General features: G+C 47.3%; 21 protein-coding genes and 1 tRNA gene. 15 read left to right on the forward strand and 7 right to left on the reverse strand.

Going from position 1 to position 22,814, the window contains the following annotated elements; translation table 11 throughout:
- Positions 1 to 348 precede the first annotated feature (348 nt).
- Positions 349 to 1,851, reverse strand: coding sequence for a TM0106 family RecB-like putative nuclease (locus PN462_RS10855; protein WP_272128213.1), 1,503 nt, complete (start codon positions 1,849 to 1,851; stop codon positions 349 to 351).
- A 246-nt stretch (positions 1,852 to 2,097) separates the two neighbouring features.
- Between PN462_RS10855 and PN462_RS10860 the strand changes: the two genes are divergently transcribed.
- Complete coding sequence (locus tag PN462_RS10860) at positions 2,098 to 3,285, forward strand: aminotransferase class V-fold PLP-dependent enzyme (protein WP_272128214.1); 1,188 nt, start codon at positions 2,098 to 2,100, stop codon at positions 3,283 to 3,285.
- 201 nt (positions 3,286 to 3,486) lie between these two features.
- Here the strand turns inward: PN462_RS10860 and fabF are convergent, their stop codons facing one another.
- Together fabF and acpP are read right to left on the reverse strand one after the other, a co-directional pair.
- On the reverse strand, positions 3,487 to 4,740 hold the full coding sequence (gene fabF / locus PN462_RS10865) for a beta-ketoacyl-ACP synthase II (protein WP_272128215.1): 1,254 nt from the start codon (positions 4,738 to 4,740) through the stop codon (positions 3,487 to 3,489).
- Between the two features lie 81 nt (positions 4,741 to 4,821).
- Positions 4,822 to 5,073 (reverse strand): acyl carrier protein, encoded by a 252-nt coding sequence (gene acpP / locus PN462_RS10870; protein WP_272128216.1) that lies wholly within the window; start codon positions 5,071 to 5,073, stop codon positions 4,822 to 4,824.
- A gap of 313 nt (positions 5,074 to 5,386) precedes the next feature.
- Between acpP and PN462_RS10875 the strand changes: the two genes are divergently transcribed.
- A complete protein-coding gene (locus PN462_RS10875) occupies positions 5,387 to 6,292 on the forward strand; it encodes a CoB--CoM heterodisulfide reductase iron-sulfur subunit B family protein (RefSeq protein ID WP_272128217.1) in 906 nt (301 codons plus the stop codon).
- Between the two features lie 201 nt (positions 6,293 to 6,493).
- Here the strand turns inward: PN462_RS10875 and PN462_RS10880 are convergent, their stop codons facing one another.
- The 3 genes from PN462_RS10880 to PN462_RS10890 form a co-directional block, all read right to left on the reverse strand.
- Entirely contained in the window at positions 6,494 to 7,627 is a 1,134-nt protein-coding gene (locus tag PN462_RS10880) for a CO2 hydration protein (RefSeq protein WP_272128218.1), read from the reverse strand.
- A 39-nt stretch (positions 7,628 to 7,666) separates the two neighbouring features.
- Positions 7,667 to 9,181: an NADH-quinone oxidoreductase subunit M gene (locus PN462_RS10885; RefSeq protein WP_272128219.1), complete on the reverse strand. Its 1,515-nt coding sequence runs from the start codon at positions 9,179 to 9,181 to the stop codon at positions 7,667 to 7,669.
- 148 nt (positions 9,182 to 9,329) lie between these two features.
- Positions 9,330 to 11,225, reverse strand: coding sequence for an NAD(P)H-quinone oxidoreductase subunit F (locus PN462_RS10890; protein ID WP_272128220.1), 1,896 nt, complete (start codon positions 11,223 to 11,225; stop codon positions 9,330 to 9,332).
- A gap of 898 nt (positions 11,226 to 12,123) precedes the next feature.
- Here PN462_RS10890 and PN462_RS10895 point away from each other — a divergent pair.
- The 12 genes from PN462_RS10895 (at position 12,124) to PN462_RS10950 (ending at position 21,051) form a co-directional block, all read left to right on the forward strand.
- Positions 12,124 to 12,435, forward strand: coding sequence for a carbon dioxide-concentrating mechanism protein CcmK (locus PN462_RS10895; protein WP_272128221.1), 312 nt, complete (start codon positions 12,124 to 12,126; stop codon positions 12,433 to 12,435).
- Between the two features lie 180 nt (positions 12,436 to 12,615).
- Positions 12,616 to 12,951, forward strand: coding sequence for a carbon dioxide-concentrating mechanism protein CcmK (locus tag PN462_RS10900; protein WP_272128223.1), 336 nt, complete (start codon positions 12,616 to 12,618; stop codon positions 12,949 to 12,951).
- A gap of 22 nt (positions 12,952 to 12,973) precedes the next feature.
- On the forward strand, positions 12,974 to 13,279 hold the full coding sequence (locus PN462_RS10905; RefSeq protein WP_272128225.1) for a EutN/CcmL family microcompartment protein: 306 nt from the start codon (positions 12,974 to 12,976) through the stop codon (positions 13,277 to 13,279).
- An 85-nt stretch (positions 13,280 to 13,364) separates the two neighbouring features.
- Positions 13,365 to 15,446 (forward strand): ribulose bisphosphate carboxylase small subunit, encoded by a 2,082-nt coding sequence (locus tag PN462_RS10910; protein ID WP_272128226.1) that lies wholly within the window; start codon positions 13,365 to 13,367, stop codon positions 15,444 to 15,446.
- A 206-nt stretch (positions 15,447 to 15,652) separates the two neighbouring features.
- Positions 15,653 to 16,294, forward strand: coding sequence for a hypothetical protein (locus PN462_RS10915; RefSeq protein WP_272128228.1), 642 nt, complete (start codon positions 15,653 to 15,655; stop codon positions 16,292 to 16,294).
- A 731-nt stretch (positions 16,295 to 17,025) separates the two neighbouring features.
- Positions 17,026 to 17,217, forward strand: a complete 192-nt coding sequence (locus tag PN462_RS10920; RefSeq protein ID WP_272128229.1) for a hypothetical protein — start codon at positions 17,026 to 17,028, stop codon at positions 17,215 to 17,217.
- Between the two features lie 36 nt (positions 17,218 to 17,253).
- On the forward strand, positions 17,254 to 18,669 hold the full coding sequence (locus tag PN462_RS10925; protein WP_272128231.1) for a form I ribulose bisphosphate carboxylase large subunit: 1,416 nt from the start codon (positions 17,254 to 17,256) through the stop codon (positions 18,667 to 18,669).
- Between the two features lie 136 nt (positions 18,670 to 18,805).
- On the forward strand, positions 18,806 to 19,237 hold the full coding sequence (rcbX, locus tag PN462_RS10930; protein ID WP_272128232.1) for a RuBisCO chaperone RbcX: 432 nt from the start codon (positions 18,806 to 18,808) through the stop codon (positions 19,235 to 19,237).
- A 77-nt stretch (positions 19,238 to 19,314) separates the two neighbouring features.
- Positions 19,315 to 19,650, forward strand: a complete 336-nt coding sequence (locus PN462_RS10935; RefSeq protein ID WP_272128234.1) for a ribulose bisphosphate carboxylase small subunit — start codon at positions 19,315 to 19,317, stop codon at positions 19,648 to 19,650.
- A 102-nt stretch (positions 19,651 to 19,752) separates the two neighbouring features.
- Positions 19,753 to 19,826: transfer RNA gene (locus PN462_RS10940), tRNA-Val, on the forward strand.
- A 393-nt stretch (positions 19,827 to 20,219) separates the two neighbouring features.
- Positions 20,220 to 20,657, forward strand: coding sequence for a DUF29 domain-containing protein (locus PN462_RS10945; RefSeq protein WP_272128235.1), 438 nt, complete (start codon positions 20,220 to 20,222; stop codon positions 20,655 to 20,657).
- A gap of 16 nt (positions 20,658 to 20,673) precedes the next feature.
- Positions 20,674 to 21,051 (forward strand): response regulator, encoded by a 378-nt coding sequence (locus PN462_RS10950; protein ID WP_272128236.1) that lies wholly within the window; start codon positions 20,674 to 20,676, stop codon positions 21,049 to 21,051.
- Between the two features lie 68 nt (positions 21,052 to 21,119).
- Here the strand turns inward: PN462_RS10950 and PN462_RS10955 are convergent, their stop codons facing one another.
- Complete coding sequence (locus tag PN462_RS10955) at positions 21,120 to 22,346, reverse strand: glycoside hydrolase family 10 protein (protein WP_272128237.1); 1,227 nt, start codon at positions 22,344 to 22,346, stop codon at positions 21,120 to 21,122.
- Positions 22,347 to 22,586: 240 nt separating this feature from the next.
- On the opposite strand from PN462_RS10955, the gene PN462_RS10960 reads away from it, so the two are divergent.
- Positions 22,587 to 22,799 (forward strand): DUF2997 domain-containing protein, encoded by a 213-nt coding sequence (locus PN462_RS10960; RefSeq protein WP_272128238.1) that lies wholly within the window; start codon positions 22,587 to 22,589, stop codon positions 22,797 to 22,799.
- Positions 22,800 to 22,814 lie beyond the last annotated feature (15 nt).

Genomic DNA, 22,814 nt, shown 5'->3' on the forward strand with positions numbered 1-22,814 from the left:
CCGCCCCCTTACAGCTAATCCGGTCTAGAGAAACGACCAGTAGTGTTAATCCGCAATACCCCTGGAGAGCTATTCGCAGCTACGGGAAGGTTATCTCTCCCCACTCCCCCACCTCACGAAGTAGGTGGGGGTCATTGAAGACCAACTTAAATAAACAACGAAGAATCGAGACTAAAAGAAACTTACTAAAATGTTTCTCTATTACATTACCATTAACCCCAGAGACGAAAGAGTAACGTAAATTACGAGTCAGGGTATTTTGATAATTCTTTGTAAAACTTTAGGGGCAAGGGGAATGAACTGAGTTAAGCAGCCTCTATCTTTGAAGAACTGTTAAGCAAACGGGAGTTAGTCCTCCTCAACAGAATTCTGTAAAAAGTCTTCTAACCAAGTTTTGAGATGGTAAGTAGCCCGGCAATCATCTTCATTGTAACGAATAATCGTGTCCAAGAGACTGCGATCGCCAACTTTTAGCCATTTATCATATAAACAAACGGTCTGATCCCCACTCACCGCTTGATCTCGCCATGCAAACCCCAACCATTTCGCCAAAGTTTTTAAGGAATAATTTTCCACAGGTAATGTAGTCGAAGTGACAATCCAGTGATGAATATCCACAAAACGAGACACCAAACTCGATAAAGAAAAATAAGTACACCGATAAAGTTTAGTTAACCGTTTCACAGTTTCGACCTCGTATTCTGAGAAATGAAAAATGGGGGCTTGAGGATACCGCCAAATTAAAGCCAAAAACTGCTGCCACACCAACGGTTCATCCTCCGGACGTTCCGCGAGAAAGCGATAGAATTGTTCCTCTTGGGTTTCATGGTTAACACAGAGAACCCCAAATAAATAATCCACCTGTCGATCCGGTTCTGCTTCTAGGTCAAAATATAACTCAATGGGGGCAGAAGGAAAAGGGGGCAACCGTTTATTCGGATAGCGAAAGAGGGGGCGATTTTCCGAGATAGACTGAGCTTGTTGTTGTAATTGGGCAAATAACTCCCCTTCAATTAACTCCGCATCCGGTAACATCTCCGACTCTGCCAACTCCTCTGGGGTTTCAATTCCCAACGCTTGTAACGCTTCATAGCGACTGGGGGTAATCCCTGGCACAAGGGATAAATGATTTTTTTGTTGGGCGATACCATGACAATAGGTTTGCCAATCACACAACCCACAACGCTGTCGAGAAATAAAAACATCCGGTTCTTGCCAAGATTGCAGCATCGACCCGCAGGATTGCAATACCTCCTCCATGGGAGGCAACCACATCCCTAAATCCACCGTATAGCGTTTCCCACCCCGTAAGCGTAATTCGGGGGTTAGGGGGCAAAATCCTTGAATCTGCTGGAGTAAATAGCCATGAAAGGCCGCCACCACTTTATACTCGGTTTTGGGGCGTTTCCCGAGTTTGACATTCACCGGAATGTAACTCCATTCCCCCAACTGAGAGGGATAGGGTTGTTTAACTAACAAGGTGGGATGTCCCACTAGAGTTAAGGAGGGGAGGGTTTTTGTGGGTGGGGTTTGATGGGACAGTAAACCGCGATAAATGCACTCAACCCCCGCGTTCATTAACTGGATAGTTTGGGCAATGCGTTGGGGCCAGTCGCGGCTTGGGGCTTCGGGCCCGGTCCAGTTATATTGTTTTAAGAGTTCTTGAATTTGCCGTTGATTTTCTGCTTTCAGCTTACCCACAAACTCCCGTTCCGGGTCTCGTTGCTGGGGGTCCCCATACCGATTGAGGAATGCCCGGCGATCGCAACGTTTATAATCCAGCAATAACTCATCGGTTAACAGCAAAGAAGAGGAGTTGGGATTGCGGGGGGGAGAGAAAGTATTATTCATGCAAAACAATTCCAGTGCAGACTAGACGAGTACAAGTTCAGACGAAGACGAGAGAGACAAGCAATTCCCCTGTCTTAGCTTGGCATTCCTTTCCTCTTACCTCACTGTACCCAAAATAGGCAACTTGCGTAACTTCCCTTCTAGGATAGCCCACCGGGACGCAATGTCTCTATCAGCATGGCCCACGGATTTTCTCCCCCTCAGCAACCCAGTACAATAAAACTTGGTCAGCCAATAACCCCATTTATGAGTAGCGTATCTTCCACCCAAACCGCCATTAAAGAACATCGCCAACATTTTCCCCGTTTAGCCAATAAAGCCTATTTTAACTATGGGGGACAGGGGCCAATGCCGAAACCCGCCTTAGAAGCCATTTATCGCGCTTATGAGTTAATCCAACAACAGGGACCTTTCTCTGCTAAAGCCAACGAATGGGTCCAACAAGAAACCCAAGCAGTTCGGGCTGCCCTGGCCTCGGAACTCGAAACCAATCCAGCTAACATTACCTTAACCGAGAACGTCACCCACGGTTGTAATATTGTTCTCTGGGGAATTGACTGGAAACCTGGCGACCATATCCTGATTACCGACTGTGAACACCCTGGTATTATTGCCACCCTCAAAGAATTGTGTCGTCGCAAAGGAGTGAGAGTCACCACCTGTCCACTCCTGGCCACCCTAAACCGAGGCAACCCCATTAATGTCATCCAACAGCATTTACAAGACGAGACTCGTTTAGTGGTTCTCTCTCATTTATTCTGGAATACCGGACAAGTTTTACCCCTCGCCGATATTGTGGAACTGTGTCGGGGATGTTCCGGGAGTCGTCCTATTCAGATTTTAGTGGATGCAGCCCAGTCGGCGGGGTCTCTCCCGTTGCATTTAGATGAACTGGGGGCAGATTTTTACGCCTTTACGGGTCATAAATGGTTTTGTGGGCCGGCGGGAGTGGGGGGACTGTATGTCCACCCTAACGCCCAAGATAGCATTAGTCCCACCTTTATTGGTTGGCGGAGTGTGAATATTGATAGCACGGGGATGCCTGGGGACTGGAAACCTGATGGCCGACGGTTTGAGGTGGCGACTTCTGCTTATCCTCAGTATGCTGGATTAAGGGCTGCGATCGCCATTCATCAGAAATGGGGAACCCCCCAAGACCGCTACACCAAACTGTGTTACAACAGCGAATATCTCTGGCAAGGACTCTCAATTTTGCCCCAAATTAGTTGTTTACGACAGGAAACCCCCGAAGCGGGTATTGTTTCTTTTCAATTAAAAGTCGATATTCCCCATAAACAATTAGTACAAGCTCTCGAACAACAAGGGTTTTATCTCCGCACCCTAGCCAGTCCAGACTGTATCCGAGCTTGTGTCCATTATTTCACTTTACCTGGAGAAATGGATCAACTGATCAAAGTGTTAGGGTCTTTGTAACTTGAACTGTACCTGAACCTTGGGGGAGAGCCTAGAAACTCCACCAGTGGCTCAGAAAAAACTCAAAATAGGGGCAACCACCGTTACCCCTACTTGAGAGAATTAGAAAATTTCCACCTAATTATTTCCACCTAATTATTTCCACCTAATTATTTCCACCTAATTATTTCCATTTAATTTAGGCTAATTTAGGCCCCTAAATTAGGCGTGATACTTCTTAAACGCCAACGTTACATTATGGCCACCAAAGCCAAAGGAATTGGACAACGCCACCTCAATGGGAGTCTCACGACTCTCATGGGGGACATAATCCAAATCACAATCAGGATCAGGATTGGTTAAATTAATTGTAGGGGGAACACAGTCATTGGCAATAGCCAACGCCGTAGCCACCGCTTCAATCCCCCCAGAACCACCTAACAAATGTCCCGTCATCGACTTGGTAGAACTCACCACAATTTGATTAGCTCGTTCCCCTAACGCCTTTTTAATGGCTCGTGTCTCCGTGACATCATTGGCCGGGGTACTCGTCCCGTGAGCATTAACATAACTCACCTGTTCCGGAGTAATTCCCCCATCTTTTAACGCTAACTCAATAGCACGGGTTGCCCCTTGGCCATCGGGGACCGGGGAAGTCATGTGGTAGGCATCACAAGTCATGCCATACCCCACCAACTCACCATAAATTTTTGCTCCCCGTTGAACCGCGTGGTCTAACTCCTCCAAGATGAGAATACCGGCCCCTTCTCCCATGACAAAACCATCTCGGTTTTTATCAAAAGGACGACAGGCTTCCGTTGGATTATCATTGCGAGTAGATAACGCCCGTGCCGACGCAAACCCGGCAAAGGAGAGAGGCGTAACAGCAGCCTCCGTTCCCCCGCAAATCATCGCCTTAGCATATCCTCCTTGGATTAAACGGAAGGCATCACCAATAGCGTGAGACCCTGCCGCACAAGCAGTTACAGTGCAAGAATTTGGCCCCTTAGCCCCGGTATGAATCGCCGTTAACCCAGCGGCCATATTGGCGATCATCATCGGGATCATGAAAGGACTACAGCGAGACGGCCCCTTATTAAGATAGATTTCCTGTTGGTCTTCCATCACCTTGAGTCCACCAACCCCAGTCCCGATCAGCACTCCCACTTGGTCTGCATTTAACTCATCAATGACCAATTGAGCATCAGCAAGGGCTTGTTTACTCGCGGCAACCCCGAATTGTGCAAAGCGGTCCATGCGCTTTGCTTCCTTCCGTTCTAAATAAAGATGAGGGTCAAAATCTTTGACCTCTCCAGCAATACGACAAGTGTGTTTTGACGCATCAAAGCGGGTAACTTCACCGATCCCGTTACGACCTTCCATCAAGCCTTCCCAATAGGATTGGAGATCATTGCCGATGGGGGTAATCGCGCCAAGACCCGTGATAACAACTCGTTTCCGTTGCAAATTTGTCATGATTCTCGATAACTAGCTGGGTGAACCCCAAGAATGCAGATTGGCCAGAGAGTGCTTAGGGTAAAAGCGGGATGACAAGAGTTAGGCAGAGGCCATTACTTTTTCGCTGATGTAATCAACCGCTTTCTGTACGGTGTCAATACCTTCTGCGGCTTCATCGGGAATTTCGATATCAAACTCTTCTTCCAATGCCATGACTAACTCAACAGTGTCTAGGGAGTCGGCACCTAAATCATTGGCAAAAGTCGCTTCTGGCTGCACCTTACTTTCTTCAACTTCTAATTGCTCAGAGACGATGCTTTGTACTTTTTCAAGAATTTTACCTTTATCCATTATGATTTCCTCAATCCGTTTTGCCCAAACAGAAACTTATAAAAAAATTTACAGCATTCTTCATCATATCTGAAAGCGGTCACTCCTGTAGAGGGTTGTCTAAATCTTTTTTTACAAAGGAGGGGTGTGGGGGATGTGTAGGGGATGGGGAAGATGGGGGAGATGGGGAAGATGGAGGAGAACCCATTACCAATTACTTATTACCCCATCCAATCCATTACCAAAAAAAAAGCCAAAGGATGGTAGCGATCGCGCAACCCATAAGAGAGAATAAGACTATCGAGTCTAACCGTTATCTCAAAAGAAGCTACTCATGTCTGCTCAAACCTTACAATACGCTTACTTTCCGGGTTGTGTCGCTCAAGGGGCCTGTCGAGAATTGTACGATTCGACAGCAATTTTGGCGCAAACTCTGGGCATTGAGTTGATAGAGTTGAAAAAGTCGGCCTGTTGTGGATCAGGGACTTATAAAGAAGATTCCCAACTCCTCGAAGATACGGTGAATGCACGCAATATTGCTCTGGCCGAGTCCTTAAATTTACCCCTGCTTACCCATTGCAGCACTTGTCAGGGAGTCATCGGCCATGTAGATGAACGCTTGAAAGGGTTTCAAACGGATAATCCCGCGTATTTAGAGCAGGTGAATGGTTTTCTCAAACAAGAGGGGTGTTCCCCCTATCGTGGGACAACGGAAGTCAAACATCTCCTTTGGGCCCTAGTGGGGGATTATGGTTTAGATCAGTTAGCCGAAAAAATCACCAGACGGTTAGAGGGGTTAAATTGTGCGGCCTTTTATGGCTGTTATTTACTCCGCACCCAAGATAACTTACCCTACGATGACCCTGTTAATCCCCAATCCTTAGAGAACGTTTTTCGCACCGTCGGAGCAACCCCCATTTATTATCGGGGCCGCACGCAATGTTGTGGTTGGCCAATTTCCAGTTATGACCCGGACTCCTCCTTTAAAATGGCAGGACAGCATATTGAGGAGGCCATTTCATCAGGAGCAGATTGTCTTGTCACCCCTTGTCCCCTCTGTCACATGAATTTAGATTCCCGTCAACCGGAGGTGGCCAAACTCCTCGGTAAAGAATTGGGACTCCCGGTGTTACATTTACCGCAGTTAGTTGCTCTTGCGTTAGGAGTCCCCCCGAAACAGTTAGGGTTTGACCGTCATTTAGTCTCCCCCCGTCCGGTTTTGGAGAAATTGGGATTTTAGTGGAGAGTTGAGAGTTGAGAGTTGATAGAGAAACCGGGTTTCTGAGGCTCATTTTCCCGTGAAATACCAAAATTTAGATAGAAACCCGGTTTCTAACTCTCCTGCAAACCAACAGCAAGCAATCATCCCATCACCAATTAACTAGCGACTGATGACTATTTACTATTTACTGTTTACTGATTACTGTTTACTAATTACTGCTTACTGATTAGCGGTTTCCAAACGAGACTCTATAAACCGATCCATCCAGGGTTTGAGGAATTGGCGATTGGCGGCTTTTTCCTCCGGGTTATCGGTGGTGAAGGGATAGGGGGCCAACCCTTTTAAGGCCGCAGTGGTGACACAGAACATGGATTTTTGGAAGGTTTGGCAGATTTGCACCCGTAAATCATCTTCCCCTCGGATGGTGTTTTGATAAAACTGGTGTAAATAGTCGGGTAAATAATGGCGCATATCCTGCATTAATAAAGTCGGAGGAATGCCAGACCCCCCAATGGGTAAGGGATCAGCAAATAAGGCCCCGTAGGTAAACGCCCCTTGTTCATCGGGAATCTGATAGGCTTGGGCATTATAGGAAATTGTCCCCATGAAAGGGGCCCCCCGGAAGAAAATGGCCTCGACGTAGGGGACAGCAGTGTCCATTAAAAAGGTTAATCCCGCAGACTTGGGGAGAATGTCGTAGGTTTTCCCCCGTAACTGGACTTGATAGGTAATGGGTTTGTTGGCGGCGGCCACTAAGCCTTGTAGGATATGATCGACGACTTGGGGAATGGTTTGAATTTCGCCGTTGTCGTAGCGATCGCTCAATGCAATAAACAGATCACTCATCACCCGCCAAAATTGCCCCAACCCGCTATAGTAAGCCATCACGCGCACTTGTTCGGGGAGAAAATCGGGAAATAATTTATGCAATGTCAACATAAATAGATTCCCCTTCCACTTCCCTTGAATGGCCTTTTCTGCGGCCCGAGCAAACTCTGGGGTGTCTAAATACTCATCCAGTCCTCCCCCACCATGCCAAAACATGGACTTCATACAATATTCGGCATATTCATAATTAATCCGATCATGGCCCCAATGTTGCAAGAGACGTTTCAGGGAGACTTCACCGTTAAAGTATTTAAAAAAGGGAAAGGGGTTTAAAAATTGGTGTTCGGCAATATAGATTAGGTTGCGGGAATAGGCATCTAAGACAACTCCATAACTTTTGAGAATCCCCACCACCTCTAGCACGTGATCGGGGGTATCCTTGAGGAGAGCGTCTCCCTGTTCTAGACGTTGGATATAGACTTCTAAGGGATGGTGTTTTCGGGGTTTTTGTTCTAAGCTGACCATTGCTTGTATCAATAAACGGCTAAACTGAGAAAAATTATTTTACGGGTCTAGAGGCAATTGACTCACTGAGGCCGGGACTTCTAGGGTATCGCGGAGACTCGGTTCGACAATTAAGGCAGTGGTTTGGGTTTCACTCCAACGGACTAACCAACCTGGTTGTAGGCCAAAGATGATAATAAAGAGGGTTAAGACTAAGGCCGGGATGCGATCGCCCCATTGGACTCTCGGTAAATTCGACAACTGTTCCGTTAACCGACCGAAAAACACCCGGTTCACCATCAACAAGAAATAAACCGCCGTTAATCCTGTTCCTACCATACAGAGTAACGTAGGCAAGGGATAAATAGGCAAAGACCCCCGGAACACCATAAACTCGGCCACAAAACCCACCATTCCTGGAATCCCCGAACTGGCCATCACCCCTAAAATCGTTAAACTGCCAATAATCGGTAAACCGCGTTCTGGGTTTAATAACCCCCGTAACACCATGACATCCCGTGTCCCCGTTTTCTTATACACCACCCCTACTAACAGGAATAATAAGGCCGAAATTAAACCGTGACTGATCATCTGTAACATAGCAGCGATCAGACTCAAGGGAGTAGCAGCAGCCGCAGCCAGCAACACATAAGCCATGTGGGCAATGGAGGAATAGGCCACAACTTTTTTCATATCTTTTTGGGCAATGGCACTCAATGCCCCATATAATGCACTCACCGCCGCTAAAAATGCCAACCACGGGGCAAATGTTACCCACGCATCCAGATACAACCCAACCCCAAAGCGCAATAACCCATAGGTCCCTAACTTCAACAATACCCCGGCCAACAAAATCGACACTGGAGTCGAGGCTTCTACGTGGGCATCTGGTAGCCAAGTATGAAAGGGGAAAATGGGGATTTTGATAAATAACCCCACCAACAACATCCCCAGTAAAATAAACTGCAATTCTACAGGTAATGCCTGTTGTCGCAAGGGTTCATAGTCAAAGGTAGTGGCCTCACTAAACCACACCAACCCTAAAAAGGAGGCCAACACCAAAAACCCGGAAATGGCCGTATAAATGAGGAATTTCATGGCCGCATACCCCCGTCTGCCCCCTCCCCAAATGGCAATTAAGAAATATAACGGTACAATCTCCACCTCATAAAAGAGGAAAAACAGTAAAAGATTTTGCGCCAAAAATGCCCCTGCCACTCCCGCATTCAGGAGGAAAATTAACCCATAATAGAAGCGAGGCCGTTGTATATCCCGGTTACTACTAAAAATCGCCACCCCGGTTAAGAAGCTGTTGAGAAACAGCAACGGCAAGGATAACCCATCCAACCCCAAAGCATAATCTAACCCCAATGTCGGCAACCAAGGCAGAAACTCAGAAAACTGCATCTGGACATTATTGGGGTCAAATTGCACCGCCAAAACGATAGTCCACAGTAAGATCATGCTGGACAAGACCAACGCAATTTGCCGAAACCGCGAGGCAGCCCAGTCTTTAGGTAGCAAGTTGAGAAGAATTGCGCCTAAAACGGGTATCAAAATTAAAGCACTAAGCATTGATAACTGTAACCTCCTTCATTTTTCAATCTCCGGATTCAAATTTCTAGATTGCCCTCTACCCTCTGCCTTTTAACCCCTTCTGCCCTCTGCCTTTTAATCCCCTCTGCCCTCTGCCTTTTAATCCCTTCTACCTTTGAAAACCTGATTAATTCGCTAAAAATGACCAATAATCGAGGATGAGGGACCATTGACCCCGCAACAGTAACCAAAAGATCACTGCCAGTCCCATTAAAATCGTCAATAAATAAAACTGAGATTTCCCCGAAGCATTATATTTCAGGGTATTGCCACTAAAAATGGTCACTAACCCAATTAAATTCACTAACCCATCTACCACGTAACGGTCAAACCAAGCAGTCATCTTCGAGGAGAGAGACACCGCAGCAACAACGGTGACTTGATAAAGCCGTTCAATATAAAAATCGTAGGCCAGTAAATCTTGGAGAAACCGCCAGTATTTTTGCGTTGGTCTGACCCACATCCGTTGAGGTTTGCGAGATAGACCGATGATACAGCCAATTAAACTGGCGGCCATTAATAACGGCATCCCCCACTGTACGGGAAATGCGTCATAGTTACTCAAGGGGGCATTAGGACTCAGCCAAAATGACCATTCAATGGGGACGGAGGGGGCCAGTAAGGTGATGATGGCTAAACTGGCCATGGGAACGATAATCGGCCAATTGGCTTCTGGGACTCGACGGGTTTTCGGTTGGGGACTACCGAGGAAGACTAAGCGAAAGACTCGTGTGAGGTTTAAGGCGCTGAATAAATTAACAAACAGTAATAACCCCAGTAACCACAGAGGCACGTTCCATGTCCCATTTAACCAACGTTGCAGCGTCCAAAAGAAACCGAGGGGTAAGAGGGAAATTAAGCCCGCAGACCCGATGACAAAGGAGGTGCTGGTGACGGGCATTTTTGACCAAAGACCGCCCATTTCGGTGATGTTTTGGTTGCTGGTATTGAGAATAATTGAGCCAATACTCATAAAGAGGAGGGCTTTGGCGGTGGTGTGGGCAAAGAGGAGTAAGAGGGCGATGTCCACTTGGCCTAACCCGACGGCGACGAAGACTAACCCCAGATAGGCACTGGTGGAATGGGAGAGGGTGCGTTTGATGTCAATTTGAGCTATGGCCATTAACGAAGACCCAATGGCCGTAATAGACCCAATTAAAATTAACGCATCGGCGGAGATGGGGGAGAGGGTAAATACTGGCTCAAGTTTAATTAACACATAGGCCCCGGCGGCTACCACAATGGAATTCCGCAAAATCCCGGCAGGGTTGGGCCCTTCCATGGCTTCGTCTAACCATAAATTTAGGGGAAATTGGGCGCATTTCCCCGTTGGCCCGGCAATTAAGGCCAAACCTAATAAGGCGGCGGTTAAGGGGGGAATGGGGGTGCTTTCTGCCCAGGTTTCTAAGGAGCTAAAATCTAATCCTGCTCCATAACTGGACAGGCCCACAACTCCCATCAGTAAGATAATATCTCCCACTCGTTTGGTGAGAAACGCATCTCTGGCGGCAGTGACGACGAGGGGTTGGGCATACCAAAATCCCACTAATAGGTAGGTGGAGAGGGTGAGTATTTCTAAGAGTCCATAACTCAAAATGAGTGAGTCACTGATGGCAATACCGCCTAATGCGGCTTCAAAAAAGCCCATTAGCCCGAAAAAACGCGCCATGGCCCAGTCTTTCTCCATGTACCCTAGGGCGTACAGTTGCGCTAATAAGCTAATTCCGGCTACGACTTCTAGGGCCCCTAAACTTAGGGGGGAGATATCGAGGGTGAGGGTTAAATCTAGATCGGCGGCCTGTAACCAATGCCAGACGAGGTGTTGGGGGTCTTTTCCCCAGATTTTTTGAAAGGCGAGTGACCCATGGATAAAGGCTAAGAGGGTCATTAGTAAATTAAAATAAGCGGCGGGTCTTGGCCCGGTTCGTCGGATGATACCGATTGACCATGGTAGGGTTAAAAGCGCACCTATTAACCCGTATAACGGGGCAAGCCAACTGGTTTGTATTACAAAATCAGTCATATTTTAAGTTTTATATAGCTACTGAGCGTGGGGATTGTTCGCGCCACAGTTTGAGGCTTCTCTATGTCCAACCTAAAGGAATTATAAAGGACGCTCACCCCCCAGAAAAATTCTCACCCCTTTTTTGGGGGGATCCGGTCTCGCTCTGATGTATTAAATTTTATTAACTTTATTATTTGAAAATATCATAAAGATTTATATTGTCAAAGGTACAAAGGTTTCCTATGCTTTTCTTTAGGTCAAAAATTAGCACTCCCCGTCCAAAAATTAAATCGCCACTTAGAAAGTTTCTATCTGGGCGAGTTGCGATCTGGGGTTGGCGTTTGATCTGGGGTCAACTGATCTGGGGTCAATCGTTCAAGCGAAGCAAGTTCAAAAACACCGGCTTAGTCACCGAGAGATGATCATAGAGGAATTTTGCTAGAGAAGTTGTGCTAGAGAAGTTGAGCTAGAGAAGTTGTGCTAGAGAAGTTGAGAGAGGAGTTGATAGAGGAGTTGATAGAGGAAGCGTCGGTCGATTGAGGACAGTGGATGAGACAAGTGGAGTTCGTGGAATATCCTGGTTTGGGTCCCTGAGTTTCTCACGCGCGATCGCGCTGATGGCTAGAGTAGCTAGATTTTTTTCTAATCAACTGTCCTGTCTCTATTCTCATCGCCCCTATTCTCATGGCCTCTATTCTCATCGCCTCTATTCTCATGGCCTCTATTCTCATCGCCTCTATTCTGATGAAAATAGAACAGAGAGAGTCCCATGGGTGATCTCATGTCTAAGGGTCAAAGGTCTAAGGGTCAAACTAAGGAAAAAAGTGGGCTTGCCTCTTGCTACCAAGCATGGATTAGGAGTGATTTTTAACTCATATCTTTTTGTTATTGACTGGATTTAGGAGCGAAGAAAAAAATGCCAATTGCAGTTGGAATGATTGAAACATTAGGGTTTCCCGCCGTCGTCGAAGCGGCCGACGCCATGGTGAAAGCGGCTCGTGTCACCCTAGTGGGTTATGAAAAAATTGGGTCTGGGCGAGTTACGGTGATTGTGCGTGGAGACGTTTCTGAGGTACAAGCCTCAGTGTCTGCGGGGACAGATGCCGCTAACCGAGTGAATGGGGGAGAAGTGTTATCAACTCACATTATTGCCCGTCCTCACGAAAACTTAGAATACGTGCTACCGATTCGCTACACCGAAGAAGTGGAACAATTTAGGACTTATTAGCCGGGATTAACTAGCCGGGATTAACTAGCCGGGATTAACTAGCCGGGATTAGCCCGCTAATACGCCCAAAGAGCCAGCGTTCAGACTCCTGAGCGAGATGGCTTTAGTAAAGCATAAAGGAGGCTGTAATACGTCCTCCTAGAGAAAGATTAAACGGAAACAGCAAGCGAGGAAAAAATTATGTCGATCGCAGTGGGAATGATTGAAACCTTGGGCTTCCCAGCCGTAGTAGAAGCCGCCGATGCCATGGTGAAAGCGGCTCGCGTCACCCTAGTAGGGTATGAAAAAATCGGGACAGGACGAGTCACCGTGATTGTGCGCGGTGATGTTTCCGAGGTGCAAGCCTCCGTGGCCGCCGGGACAGAAAATGTCAGACGAGTCAACGGCGGAAAAGTTCTCTCCACTCACATTATTGCTCGGCCCCACGAAAACTTAGAGTATGTACTACCGATTCGCTATACCGAAGCAGTGGAACAATTCCGGGAAAGTGTGAACCCCGGAGCTTTAAGACGCTAAGACGGATTGGGGCAATAACATTATGCAGCTGGCTCAGGTTCGTGGCACGGTGGTTAGTACCCAGAAACTCCCAGCCATGCGGGGAATCAAACTTTTGCTTTTACAATTTATTGACCAGGAAGGCAACTTGCTCCCCCGTTACGAAGTGGCCGCCGATCAAGTGGGGGCTGGCGTGGGAGAATGGGTCTTAGTGAGCCGCCGTGCGATCGCGCCCCATCCCGAAGACGAGAAACAACGGCCTCTTGATGCCATCGTGGTGGGCATTGTCGATACCGTTTCCGTGGATAAAAATCTTCTTTATAGCAAGAAAGACGAATACCGCAGATAGTACGGGAGTGGAACGATAAAACCCATTACCCATTACCCATTACCCATTACCCATTACCTATTATTGAATTTGGAGGACAAAAATCATGGTAGTCCGAAGACGGGCGGCCCCTCCCACCCCCTGGTCAAGGAATCTCGCCGAACCCAAAATCGACGAAACCGCTTACGTTCATTCCTTTTCTAACATCATTGGGGATGTGCGCGTGGGGTCTAACGTCCTCATCGCCCCTGGAACCTCAATCCGTGCTGATGAAGGTTTCCCCTTTTATATCGGAGATAACAGCAACATTCAAGATGGGGTTGTCGTTCACGGTTTAGAAAAAGGCCGGGTGGTCGGGGATGATGCCCAAAGTTATTCCGCGTGGATTGGAAAAAATAGCTGTATCACCCACATGGCCTTAATTCACGGGCCGGTTTATGTCGGGGATAACTGTTTTATTGGCTTTCGGTCCACGGTCTTTAACGCCAGAGTGGGCAAAGGCTGTATTGTCATGATGCACGCCCTCATTCAGGATGTGGAAGTTCCCCCCGGTCGCTACATTCCGTCTGGGGCGGTGATCACCAACCAACAGCAAGCGGACCGTTTACCGGAAGTTCAAGAAGAAGATCGGGCTTTCGCCCATCATGTGGTGGAAATTAATGAGGCGTTGCGGGCGGGTTATCGCTGCGCCGAAGACCCCAGTTGTATTTTACCCCTCCGCAATGAAGTTGAGGCGGGCAACGGGGCAAGCCAACGGCCAACAGGCAATGGCAAAAGTCAAAAAACAGAGGTTGACTATCAATCATTGGTGGGAAATATGAGTTTGAGTGCAGATATTGTAGAACAGGTGCGATCGCTCCTAGGACAAGGCTTTAAAATTAGCTTAGAACACGCCGACAAACGGCGATTTCGGGCTAAATCTTGGTTAACGGGCAGTTCCTTTACAGGCCGTCCCAACCAAGTCTTAGCGGAACTAGAAGACCATCTCGCCGACTATGCCGGGGAGTATGTTCGTTTAGTGGGCGTAGACCCCAACGCCAAACGGCGTGTTTTAGAAGAAATTATCCAACGGCCCGGAGAGAATGGCAGTAATGGTGCGTCCCCCCATGGCCGCCAAGCCCAAGCCGCCCCAAGTAAAGCCCCGGCCTCATCAGGCCGTCGCCGCAGCAGCCAAGCTGCCGCCACCGCCGGGTTAAGTGCCGAGACCGTGGAACAAGTGCGATCGCTCCTCAGCCAAGGATACAAAATCGGCACAGAACACGCCAGTCCCCGCCGTTTCCGCACCAAATCTTGGTTAACCTGCCCCCAAATTGAATCCACCTCCGAATCCGCCGTTTTTGCGGAATTAGAAAACTGTCTCAGTGATCATGCTGGGGAATACGTCCGCTTAATTGGCATTGATCCCAACGCCAAACGGCGCGTCCTCGAAACCATCATTCAACGGCCCAACGGGGAAAACCCAGCCCAGTCTAACGGGTCAAAAATTAGCAGTTCTGGGGCTTCTCGTTCTGCCAGTCGTTCATCTCAGCCCAAGGGACAGAGTGGGGCTAGTTCCACCGGAACATCGGGATTAAGCCCAGAAGCCGTGCAAGAAATTCGCTCCCTCCTGCGCCAAGGCTACACCATCAGCGCAGAACACGCCGACCAACGCCGCTACCGGGCAAAATCCTGGCGGACTTGCCCCGGCATTGACGGCACTAGCGAAAGCCAAGTCGTTGCTCAGTTAGAAGATGTGTTAGCCGAATATCCTGGGGAATACATCCGCTTAATTGGCGTGGACCCCAATGCCAAACGGCGCGTGTCTGAGACTATTATTCAACGGCCCAACGGGCAATCGTCTGTAACTCAGACTACGGTTTCGGGAAAAAAGACTCAAACCGCCACTGCTCCCCGTCGCCAAGCCAGTAGTAATGGCAAAGTGAACACTCAACTCGACTCGGAAGTTGTTGAGCAGGTGCGCTCCTTACTCCGTCAAGGCTACAGCATCGGCACTGAACACGCCGATAAACGCCGTTTCCGGGCAAAATCTTGGCAACCCTGCTCCCCCATTGATGCCGGGAATGAGCAAGAAGTGTTCCAACACCTGGAAGGCTGTTTACAAGAACATAGTGGGGAATATGTCCGCTTATTGGGCATTGACTCCCAAGCCAAACGTCGGGTGTTAGAACAGATTATTCAACGTCCGTAGGCTCAAAATTGGGCTAATTCGGCTTATGGAGCAGTCGGGATTGACGGGAGTGGGTTGAACCGCTTGCCTCCTCCCCCCGACTCGCTCACCCCCCCTAGGGAGAATAGAAGCGGTTTTCTTGACACCTTACCCCGCTTTTCCGTCGCCTCATGTCTTTGCAACCCTTGCCACTTGCGAATCATCCTCATATCTGTGTGAGAGGGGACGTGGTGATTGATCCCAGTGCTGCGATCGCACCGGGTGCTATCCTCCACGCCGCCCCTAACTGCCAGATTTGGATCGGGCCCGGGGTTTGTTTAGGGATGGGAGTGGTGCTGAATGCCTGTCGGGGCAATATTCGCCTCGAAACTGGGGTGAGTTTGGGCCCTGGGGTGTTAATTGTCGGGGAGAGTACCGTGGGGGCGAATACTTGTGTGGGAGGCGCAACAACGGTGTATGAAGCCAATGTGGCAGCCATGGAGGTTATTGGGGCGGGAAGGGTGATCGGAGATACCTCCCGTCAAGTCTCTATGGAGGTTCAGGTGAAAGAGTCCACCTCGGCCAGTGCAGCGTCTGTAACCGATGATCTCTGGGATGACGCTCAAGAGGCCACCCCTCCAGCGTCAGACTCCTCTCCCTCTCCGGTACAGGAGGAGGTTGAGTCAACGGAGGAGGTTGTGGAACAGGAAGCTCGAGAGCCACCCCCTGAAGAAGAAAACTTGCCAGCGTCTCGGCCTTGGAGTTCTACTCCTCCCCAAACGACGGCCTCTGGGAAAGTCTATGTGAATCGACTTTTATTGACTCTTTTTCCCCAAGGACAGCAGGGAAAATTCTCCCCTGATTCCGCCCAAGATTCGTCGTCGGAGTAGCTCGGTGACAGATACAGCAGTAAACAGGAATCTGTAATTAGTAGTCTGTGAGCAGTAATCTGTTCGATAAGCCCTTTAATCATGAGGTTTTTTAGCGTTGACTCTGAGTGAATGTATTCCCCTAAGGTCATAAAAAGGAAAGGGTGATCCGGTTTAGGTCTTTTTCTCTTTTTTTAAAGCAAAAAGTGAGCATTTGCTCAAGAAATGTAAATAAATATTTCAATTAAGCGAGATAGAGGTGAGAAAAATCACAGACTCTGCGTTTTGAACAACTTGAGGCGATTATCTGGATAGTCTTGCTGTTTTTCTCAAGACAATACCTGTTTTTGTTCACGGCTCAAGTTAGTTTTATTAAATTTTAGACTAAGTTATAGGCTGGAATGCTTTCGCAGTGTTCCAGTATCTTCATGTTTTTTAAAACCTGTTAACAAAGTATTAAATAAGTTAATCTGACCGACAAGAAACCTATATTGCGGTCTGGCCAATTTTAGAAATTTTATTGTGAAAAAAAAGTAAACTTCGTGGTAAGCTAAGACATAATGAAAATTCATGGTCAAAGTTAGATTTGACATTCAAGTTGTTAACGCAGATTGCCTGAGTTGAGATTGCCTGAGTTGAGATTGCCTGAGTTGAAACGTAACAGGGGACAAGAATCAGTTGTTCGTCGGACTCTTGCTGGTCAAGAAAGGAGAACAAAGTGGGAAGCCTTGAAGACGCTCCCCCTTGTTTTCATGGCAACCCAGCAGACCACACAGCAACAGAAACAGCAACCAACGCTGACGGACCCCCAAGCCCAACAAAACGCAACCTCCTCAACGCAACCCCCTCAGCCGTTTACCCCCAAAGGAACGGGTCAAAAAGGAACGGGAGCGAACAGTGATTTAACCCATCATTGTTTAGGTCTGCGCCATAACCAGAATTAAGACTTATGCCAAGCGTGATAAGGAGAAATTGACAACATGGTACAAGCCAACAAACAGGGATTTAAGGCCGGTGTACAGGATTATCGTTTAACCTATTACACCCCTGACTACACTCCCAAAGACACAGACTTACTGGCCTGTTTTCGGATGACCCCGCAACCGGGTGTTCCTCCTGAAGAAGCCGGGGCTGCGGTAGCGGCAGAATCCTCCACCGGGACATGGACAACGGTGTGGACAGACAACTTAACCGACTTAGATCGGTATAAAGGGCGTTGTTACGAAGTTGAAGCCGTCCCTGGAGAAGATAACCAGTATTTCTGCTTCGTGGCTTATCCCATGGACTTATTTGAAGAAGGGTCTGTCACCAACATATTAACCTCTATTGTCGGTAACGTATTCGGGTTTAAAGCCCTGCGGGCTTTGCGTTTAGAAGATATTCGCTTCCCCGTTGCGTTAATTAAAACCTTCCAGGGACCGCCCCACGGGATTACCGTAGAACGGGATAAATTGAACAAATATGGTCGTCCTCTCTTAGGGTGTACCATTAAGCCTAAACTGGGTCTGTCTGCGAAAAACTACGGTCGTGCGGTTTATGAATGTCTTCGCGGTGGGTTAGACTTCACCAAAGATGACGAAAACATTAACTCTCAGCCGTTCATGCGTTGGCGCGATCGCTACCTCTTTGTCCAAGAGGCCATCGAAAAAGCCCAAGCCGAAACCAACGAAGTGAAAGGTCACTACCTCAACGTGACTGCTCCCACTTGCGAGCAAATGATGGAACGGGCAGAGTTCGCCAAAGAACTCGGTACCCCCATCATCATGCACGACTACTTAACCGGTGGTTTCACCGCCAACACCACCTTAGCTCGCTGGTGTCGCGCCAATGGCTTATTACTTCACATTCACCGAGCCATGCACGCGGTGATTGACCGTCAACGGAATCACGGCATTCACTTCCGCGTCCTCGCCAAATGTCTGCGTCTGTCTGGAGGCGACCACCTGCATTCCGGAACAGTTGTGGGTAAATTAGAAGGGGAACGGGGCATCACCATGGGCTTCGTTGACCTGATGCGTGAAGATTTCATCGAGGAAGACCGTTCTCGCGGTATCTTCTTCACCCAAGACTGGGCCTCTACCCCCGGAGTCTTCCCCGTGGCTTCTGGTGGGATTCACGTTTGGCATATGCCCGCCTTAGTGGAAATCTTTGGCGATGACTCCTGCTTACAATTTGGGGGTGGGACATTAGGCCACCCCTGGGGGAATGCACCTGGGGCAACCGCCAACCGGGTTGCACTGGAGGCTTGCGTCCAAGCTCGTAACGAAGGCCGCAGCTTGGCTCGTGAAGGAAACGAAGTCATTAAAGAAGCGGCTCGTTGGTCTCCTGAACTGAAATCCGCTTGCGAACTCTGGAAAGAAATTAAATTCGAGTTCGAGGCAGTGGACACCCTGTAAAAGAAAAATAGTAAGTTACTCTCTACGGGGAGTAACTTGGCTCTGTGGTCGAAAGGAACGGTTAAAGGGTAATCAATCGACCAATTTTTCCCAAAACTTGGGTTTAGAATCGGTCAGGTTGGGACAGGTGAAACCAATGGATGCTAAACAAATTGCGCGAGAAACTGCACGCACCTTGCAAAGTTACCTCACTTACCAGGCCGTCCGGGTGATCATCGAGCAGCTATCGGAGACGAACCCCCCCCAGTCTATTTGGCTCAGTAATTATTCAGCCGGAAAGTTGAATGATGGCGAAGCCTATCTAGAGAATTTAATGCTCGAACATAAAGACTTGGTGGTTCGCATTCTGACAGTACGTGAGGACATTGCCGAACAGGTGTTAGACTTTGTGCCGGAAATGGTGAGAAGTAATATTCAACAATCCAATATTGCCCACCGTCGCCAGCTTCTAGAACGTCTCACTCGTTTACAACCCACTGATTCCGATCCCCCTTCCTCCGATCAGAGATCAGGAGAATTACAAGACGATTCTCCCTCCCAACAGGATTCATCTCATTCTTCCGAGTAGTTACACGAAACCAGTCAGAACGCCATCCGTTTCAAACGGATGGATGAATCAACCGACTCATAGTAAAGGAAACAATCATGCAAACATTACCCAAAGAAAAGCGTTACGAAACTCTGTCCTATCTTCCCCCCTTGACAGACCAGCAAATTGCCAAGCAAATTGACTATATGCTCGATCAAGGGTTTATTCCTGCGGTTGAATTTGAAGAAAACCCCAGCCCTCAAGATCACCACTGGACGCTGTGGAAGCTGCCTTTGTTTGAGGCTCAAAATGCTCAAGATGTCCTCAACGAGGTGCGGGAATGCCGTCAGGAGTATTCTAACTGCTACATCCGGGTGGTTGGATTCGACAATATTAAACAGTGTCAAACGGTAAGTTTCATTGTGTATAAGCCTGGAATGAGCCGCTATTAAGGGAAACTTAGGCTTTTGAGGAAAGTGTGGGGCTATTCCCCACACTTTTTTTAGAAAGGTTTGCAAAATTCGAGAATAGTGTGTTAGATTAATAAATCGCAGGGACGCATAGCTCAGTTGGTTAGAGTACCACGTTGACATCGTGGGGGTCACTGGTTCGAGTCCAGTTGCGTCCATTTTTTATTTTGTTTTAAGGAAAACTGTTTCCTAGTGTTTATTGGCTAATAGAAAATATTAATGTATAGAAAGTGTTTTATATCAGTCACCTTTTAGGAAACAGGAAATAAAGCGTATTTGTGATGGTATGAGGTTCTATAAAAGCTGTGATGATCTCCTCTACGAAGGCTTATTCAAGGAAGAAAACCCTGAGAAAAGACGCTTAAAGGCTAGGTTATGTTTATGCGCCTCTTGGTCATTAGCTTTATCTAACAAAGATTTTTATGAGGATCAACTCAAGCTACATGATCCTATGGGAAAAGTGTTAAAATTTGAGCCAGACGAAATCAATGAAATTCGTAGACTCATTCATCTCAATTATCAAGCAGGATGAATTTAGAGGGAAAGAAGGGATGACAATTGGTAGTTACAAAAAGTTATATGAGACAGATTTTGCGATTTGGATCGAAGATACGGTTCAGAAGTTGCAGTCTCGCAATACGAAGGATTTAGATTGGGAGAATCTTATTGAGGAAATTGAGTCTTTGGGGAAGCGAGATAAACGGGAATTACAAAGTCGTTTAATAACGTTATTTGAACATCAACTCAAGCGGGGTTATGTTTCGTTACCCGACTGTTATCGGGGCTGGGAAGTCACGATTAATCGGACTCAGCAAGCCTTACAGTTGATTCTTGACGATTCTCCGAGTTTACGCAGTTATCTGTTGGCTGTGATGGATGATTGTTATCAGAAAGCGTTACAAAATGTTCAGAAGGAGTATGACGAGGAATTTCCCGTATTTTGTCCCTTTGTGAGAGATGTGGATGCGATACTGGAGAGGGAGACGTAAGGGGGAAGTGTGACAGATGACGAAACGTATTTTAATTATTGATGATGATGAGGGAATCCGTGAGATTGCTCAAATCTGTCTAGAAACTGTTGCGGGTTGGGATGTTTTGATGGCCGCATCGGGGAAAGAGGGTATTATGATGGCTCAGGTGGAACAACCGGATAGTATTTTATTAGATTTAACGATGCCGGAAATGAATGGAATTGAGACGTTTCAACAGTTACAAGGAAATTCACAAAGTAAAGAGATTCCCACCATTTTGCTTACGGCACAGGGCAATAAGGGGGATAATCAACAGTTTCTAGAGTTGGGATTTACGGGAGTGATTAATAAACCCTTTGAAGCGATGGAGTTAGTCACCCAAATGTGTCAAATTTTGGGCTGGGAGTTTTAATGGATAATGAATCATAGATAATTGAGAAATTTAATCAAGAATCAAGAGGCAAAAACCAAGAACAAAAATTACTTAAAAAGTTCCTGAAACCCTTTTCTACGAGTTTCAGGGGAGTTCGGTGTGATATAGCCCCATAAACTTTCCCAATAGAAGAAAGATACCCCGGAAAAGTCTTCTTGACGGACAATTTGGACTTGGTTTTTAATTTGTTCGATAGACACAGGTTTGGAGAGAACTCCGCTTAAAATACCAATGCTAACGGGAATCCGAGAGCGGGCAAATTGGACGGCGGGTTGGTGGAGTTCTTGGAGGAAGCGATCGCGCTTATTTCGATACACCTGTAACACTAACTCATCCACATACCCCCGTTCCACCCAACTTCGCCAATTTTGGAGCGAATGTTGATAGGAATAACTCTGAGAATTAGGTGATAAAGACACAATACAATCCGGGTTTACTGTTTTCACCGCTTGATAAATATCCCCCATAAACTCCGTTAATTTATTCGCTCTCCAGCCCATCCACCGGGGATTATAATAATTAAGCGGGGGTTTTTGGCCTTGGTGTTCTTGTTTGTAGAGTTCCACTGTATAGGAATCATAGCCCATTTCCACAGGCAGACCAAAATGATCATCGAGTTGTATCCCGTCCACATCATACTGGGAGACAAGCTCCACAATCATCCCTTTAATAAAATCTTGTACTTCGGGATGGAAGGGATTTAACCATTGTTGTTGAATGCCTAGAGAACTTTCTAACAGACGATTTAACCAAAAATCAGGGGGATTTTCAGCAATTCCTTCGTAGGGGACATCACTATGATCAATATTATGGGTTAACCAGTCGGGATGACGTTGGGCCAAAAGAGAGTTTTTAGGAGTCATTAACCCATACTCAAACCAGGGAATGACTCGCAACCCTTGACGGTGACTTTGTTGTAAGAGTTGCTCAAAGGCATCGGTCCCCCAGTGCATAATGTTATACAGAGGTTGCTGTTTGCGTCCTGTCACCCCCTGAACCACCTCACTAGGGTAAAACGTATCCCCTCGATTCCACACTACCGGATAGACGGTATTAAACTGCATTTTGGCTAAACTTGCGATCGCCCGTTGAATTCCCCAAGGGACAAACAACACCCCACTATTTACATTGGTTAACCAAACCCCTCGTACTTCTCCACTGGCCCCACTAGAAACCGAAATCGGAAGGGGAACACGCAATAAAGCCAGAATTAACCCCCCCATTAACCCCCACACCAGTCCCCTTTTCAGCCAAAGACGTAAATTTTGCTGCATCTACCTACAGGTATATATCTGCAATCCTAATTCCTTGAAAAATACCATCTTGACGGCTCGCTGCTTAAAAAAGTTTAATATAAACTAACGGAATTTAGAGTAATTGACTCAGTTCACTGTAACTTTTGCTAAGATTTCTTAAATAATAAGGGATCAACACCCAACCTTCGAGGTACACCAGAGAGAAAGCCCAGTCTGCTTTCCACCTCATCCCAATAATAGCGAGGACAAATCCAAGCCATGAGCATGGAAACCCTAGAATTTATCATCTATCCGGATGGTCGTGTCCAGGAAAAGGTCACAGGCATTGTGGGGGCTTCTTGTGCGGAGGTAACGGCAGCCATTGAGGAACAACTCGGCACCGTCTTATCCACCGAAAAGACCTCGGAATACTATGCTCAAACCCAAACAACCACGAACACAGTCACCCAAGCCGCTTGGAGTGATTGGTAAACGTCTGGGTTAATC

Origin of the sequence: Spirulina sp. CS-785/01 (assembly GCF_028330525.1) — a bacterium.
In the GTDB taxonomy this organism is placed as follows: Bacteria; Cyanobacteriota; Cyanobacteriia; order Cyanobacteriales; family Spirulinaceae; genus JAQMSD01.

What these genes read in the sequence shown, in the direction of transcription:
- PN462_RS10855 (WP_272128213.1), bottom strand. Translation starts at nt 1,851, where the DNA reads ATGAATAATACTTTCTCTCCCCCCCGCAATCCCAACTCCTCTTCTTTG.
- PN462_RS10860 (WP_272128214.1), top strand. Translation starts at nt 2,098, where the DNA reads ATGAGTAGCGTATCTTCCACCCAAACCGCCATTAAAGAACATCGCCAA.
- fabF (WP_272128215.1), bottom strand. Translation starts at nt 4,740, where the DNA reads ATGACAAATTTGCAACGGAAACGAGTTGTTATCACGGGTCTTGGCGCG.
- acpP (WP_272128216.1), bottom strand. Translation starts at nt 5,073, where the DNA reads ATGGATAAAGGTAAAATTCTTGAAAAAGTACAAAGCATCGTCTCTGAG.
- PN462_RS10875 (WP_272128217.1), top strand. Translation starts at nt 5,387, where the DNA reads ATGTCTGCTCAAACCTTACAATACGCTTACTTTCCGGGTTGTGTCGCT.
- PN462_RS10880 (WP_272128218.1), bottom strand. Translation starts at nt 7,627, where the DNA reads ATGGTCAGCTTAGAACAAAAACCCCGAAAACACCATCCCTTAGAAGTC.
- PN462_RS10885 (WP_272128219.1), bottom strand. Translation starts at nt 9,181, where the DNA reads ATGCTTAGTGCTTTAATTTTGATACCCGTTTTAGGCGCAATTCTTCTC.
- PN462_RS10890 (WP_272128220.1), bottom strand. Translation starts at nt 11,225, where the DNA reads ATGACTGATTTTGTAATACAAACCAGTTGGCTTGCCCCGTTATACGGG.
- PN462_RS10895 (WP_272128221.1), top strand. Translation starts at nt 12,124, where the DNA reads ATGCCAATTGCAGTTGGAATGATTGAAACATTAGGGTTTCCCGCCGTC.
- PN462_RS10900 (WP_272128223.1), top strand. Translation starts at nt 12,616, where the DNA reads ATGTCGATCGCAGTGGGAATGATTGAAACCTTGGGCTTCCCAGCCGTA.
- PN462_RS10905 (WP_272128225.1), top strand. Translation starts at nt 12,974, where the DNA reads ATGCAGCTGGCTCAGGTTCGTGGCACGGTGGTTAGTACCCAGAAACTC.
- PN462_RS10910 (WP_272128226.1), top strand. Translation starts at nt 13,365, where the DNA reads ATGGTAGTCCGAAGACGGGCGGCCCCTCCCACCCCCTGGTCAAGGAAT.
- PN462_RS10920 (WP_272128229.1), top strand. Translation starts at nt 17,026, where the DNA reads ATGGCAACCCAGCAGACCACACAGCAACAGAAACAGCAACCAACGCTG.
- PN462_RS10925 (WP_272128231.1), top strand. Translation starts at nt 17,254, where the DNA reads ATGGTACAAGCCAACAAACAGGGATTTAAGGCCGGTGTACAGGATTAT.
- rcbX (WP_272128232.1), top strand. Translation starts at nt 18,806, where the DNA reads ATGGATGCTAAACAAATTGCGCGAGAAACTGCACGCACCTTGCAAAGT.
- PN462_RS10935 (WP_272128234.1), top strand. Translation starts at nt 19,315, where the DNA reads ATGCAAACATTACCCAAAGAAAAGCGTTACGAAACTCTGTCCTATCTT.
- PN462_RS10945 (WP_272128235.1), top strand. Translation starts at nt 20,220, where the DNA reads ATGACAATTGGTAGTTACAAAAAGTTATATGAGACAGATTTTGCGATT.
- PN462_RS10950 (WP_272128236.1), top strand. Translation starts at nt 20,674, where the DNA reads ATGACGAAACGTATTTTAATTATTGATGATGATGAGGGAATCCGTGAG.
- PN462_RS10955 (WP_272128237.1), bottom strand. Translation starts at nt 22,346, where the DNA reads ATGCAGCAAAATTTACGTCTTTGGCTGAAAAGGGGACTGGTGTGGGGG.
- PN462_RS10960 (WP_272128238.1), top strand. Translation starts at nt 22,587, where the DNA reads ATGAGCATGGAAACCCTAGAATTTATCATCTATCCGGATGGTCGTGTC.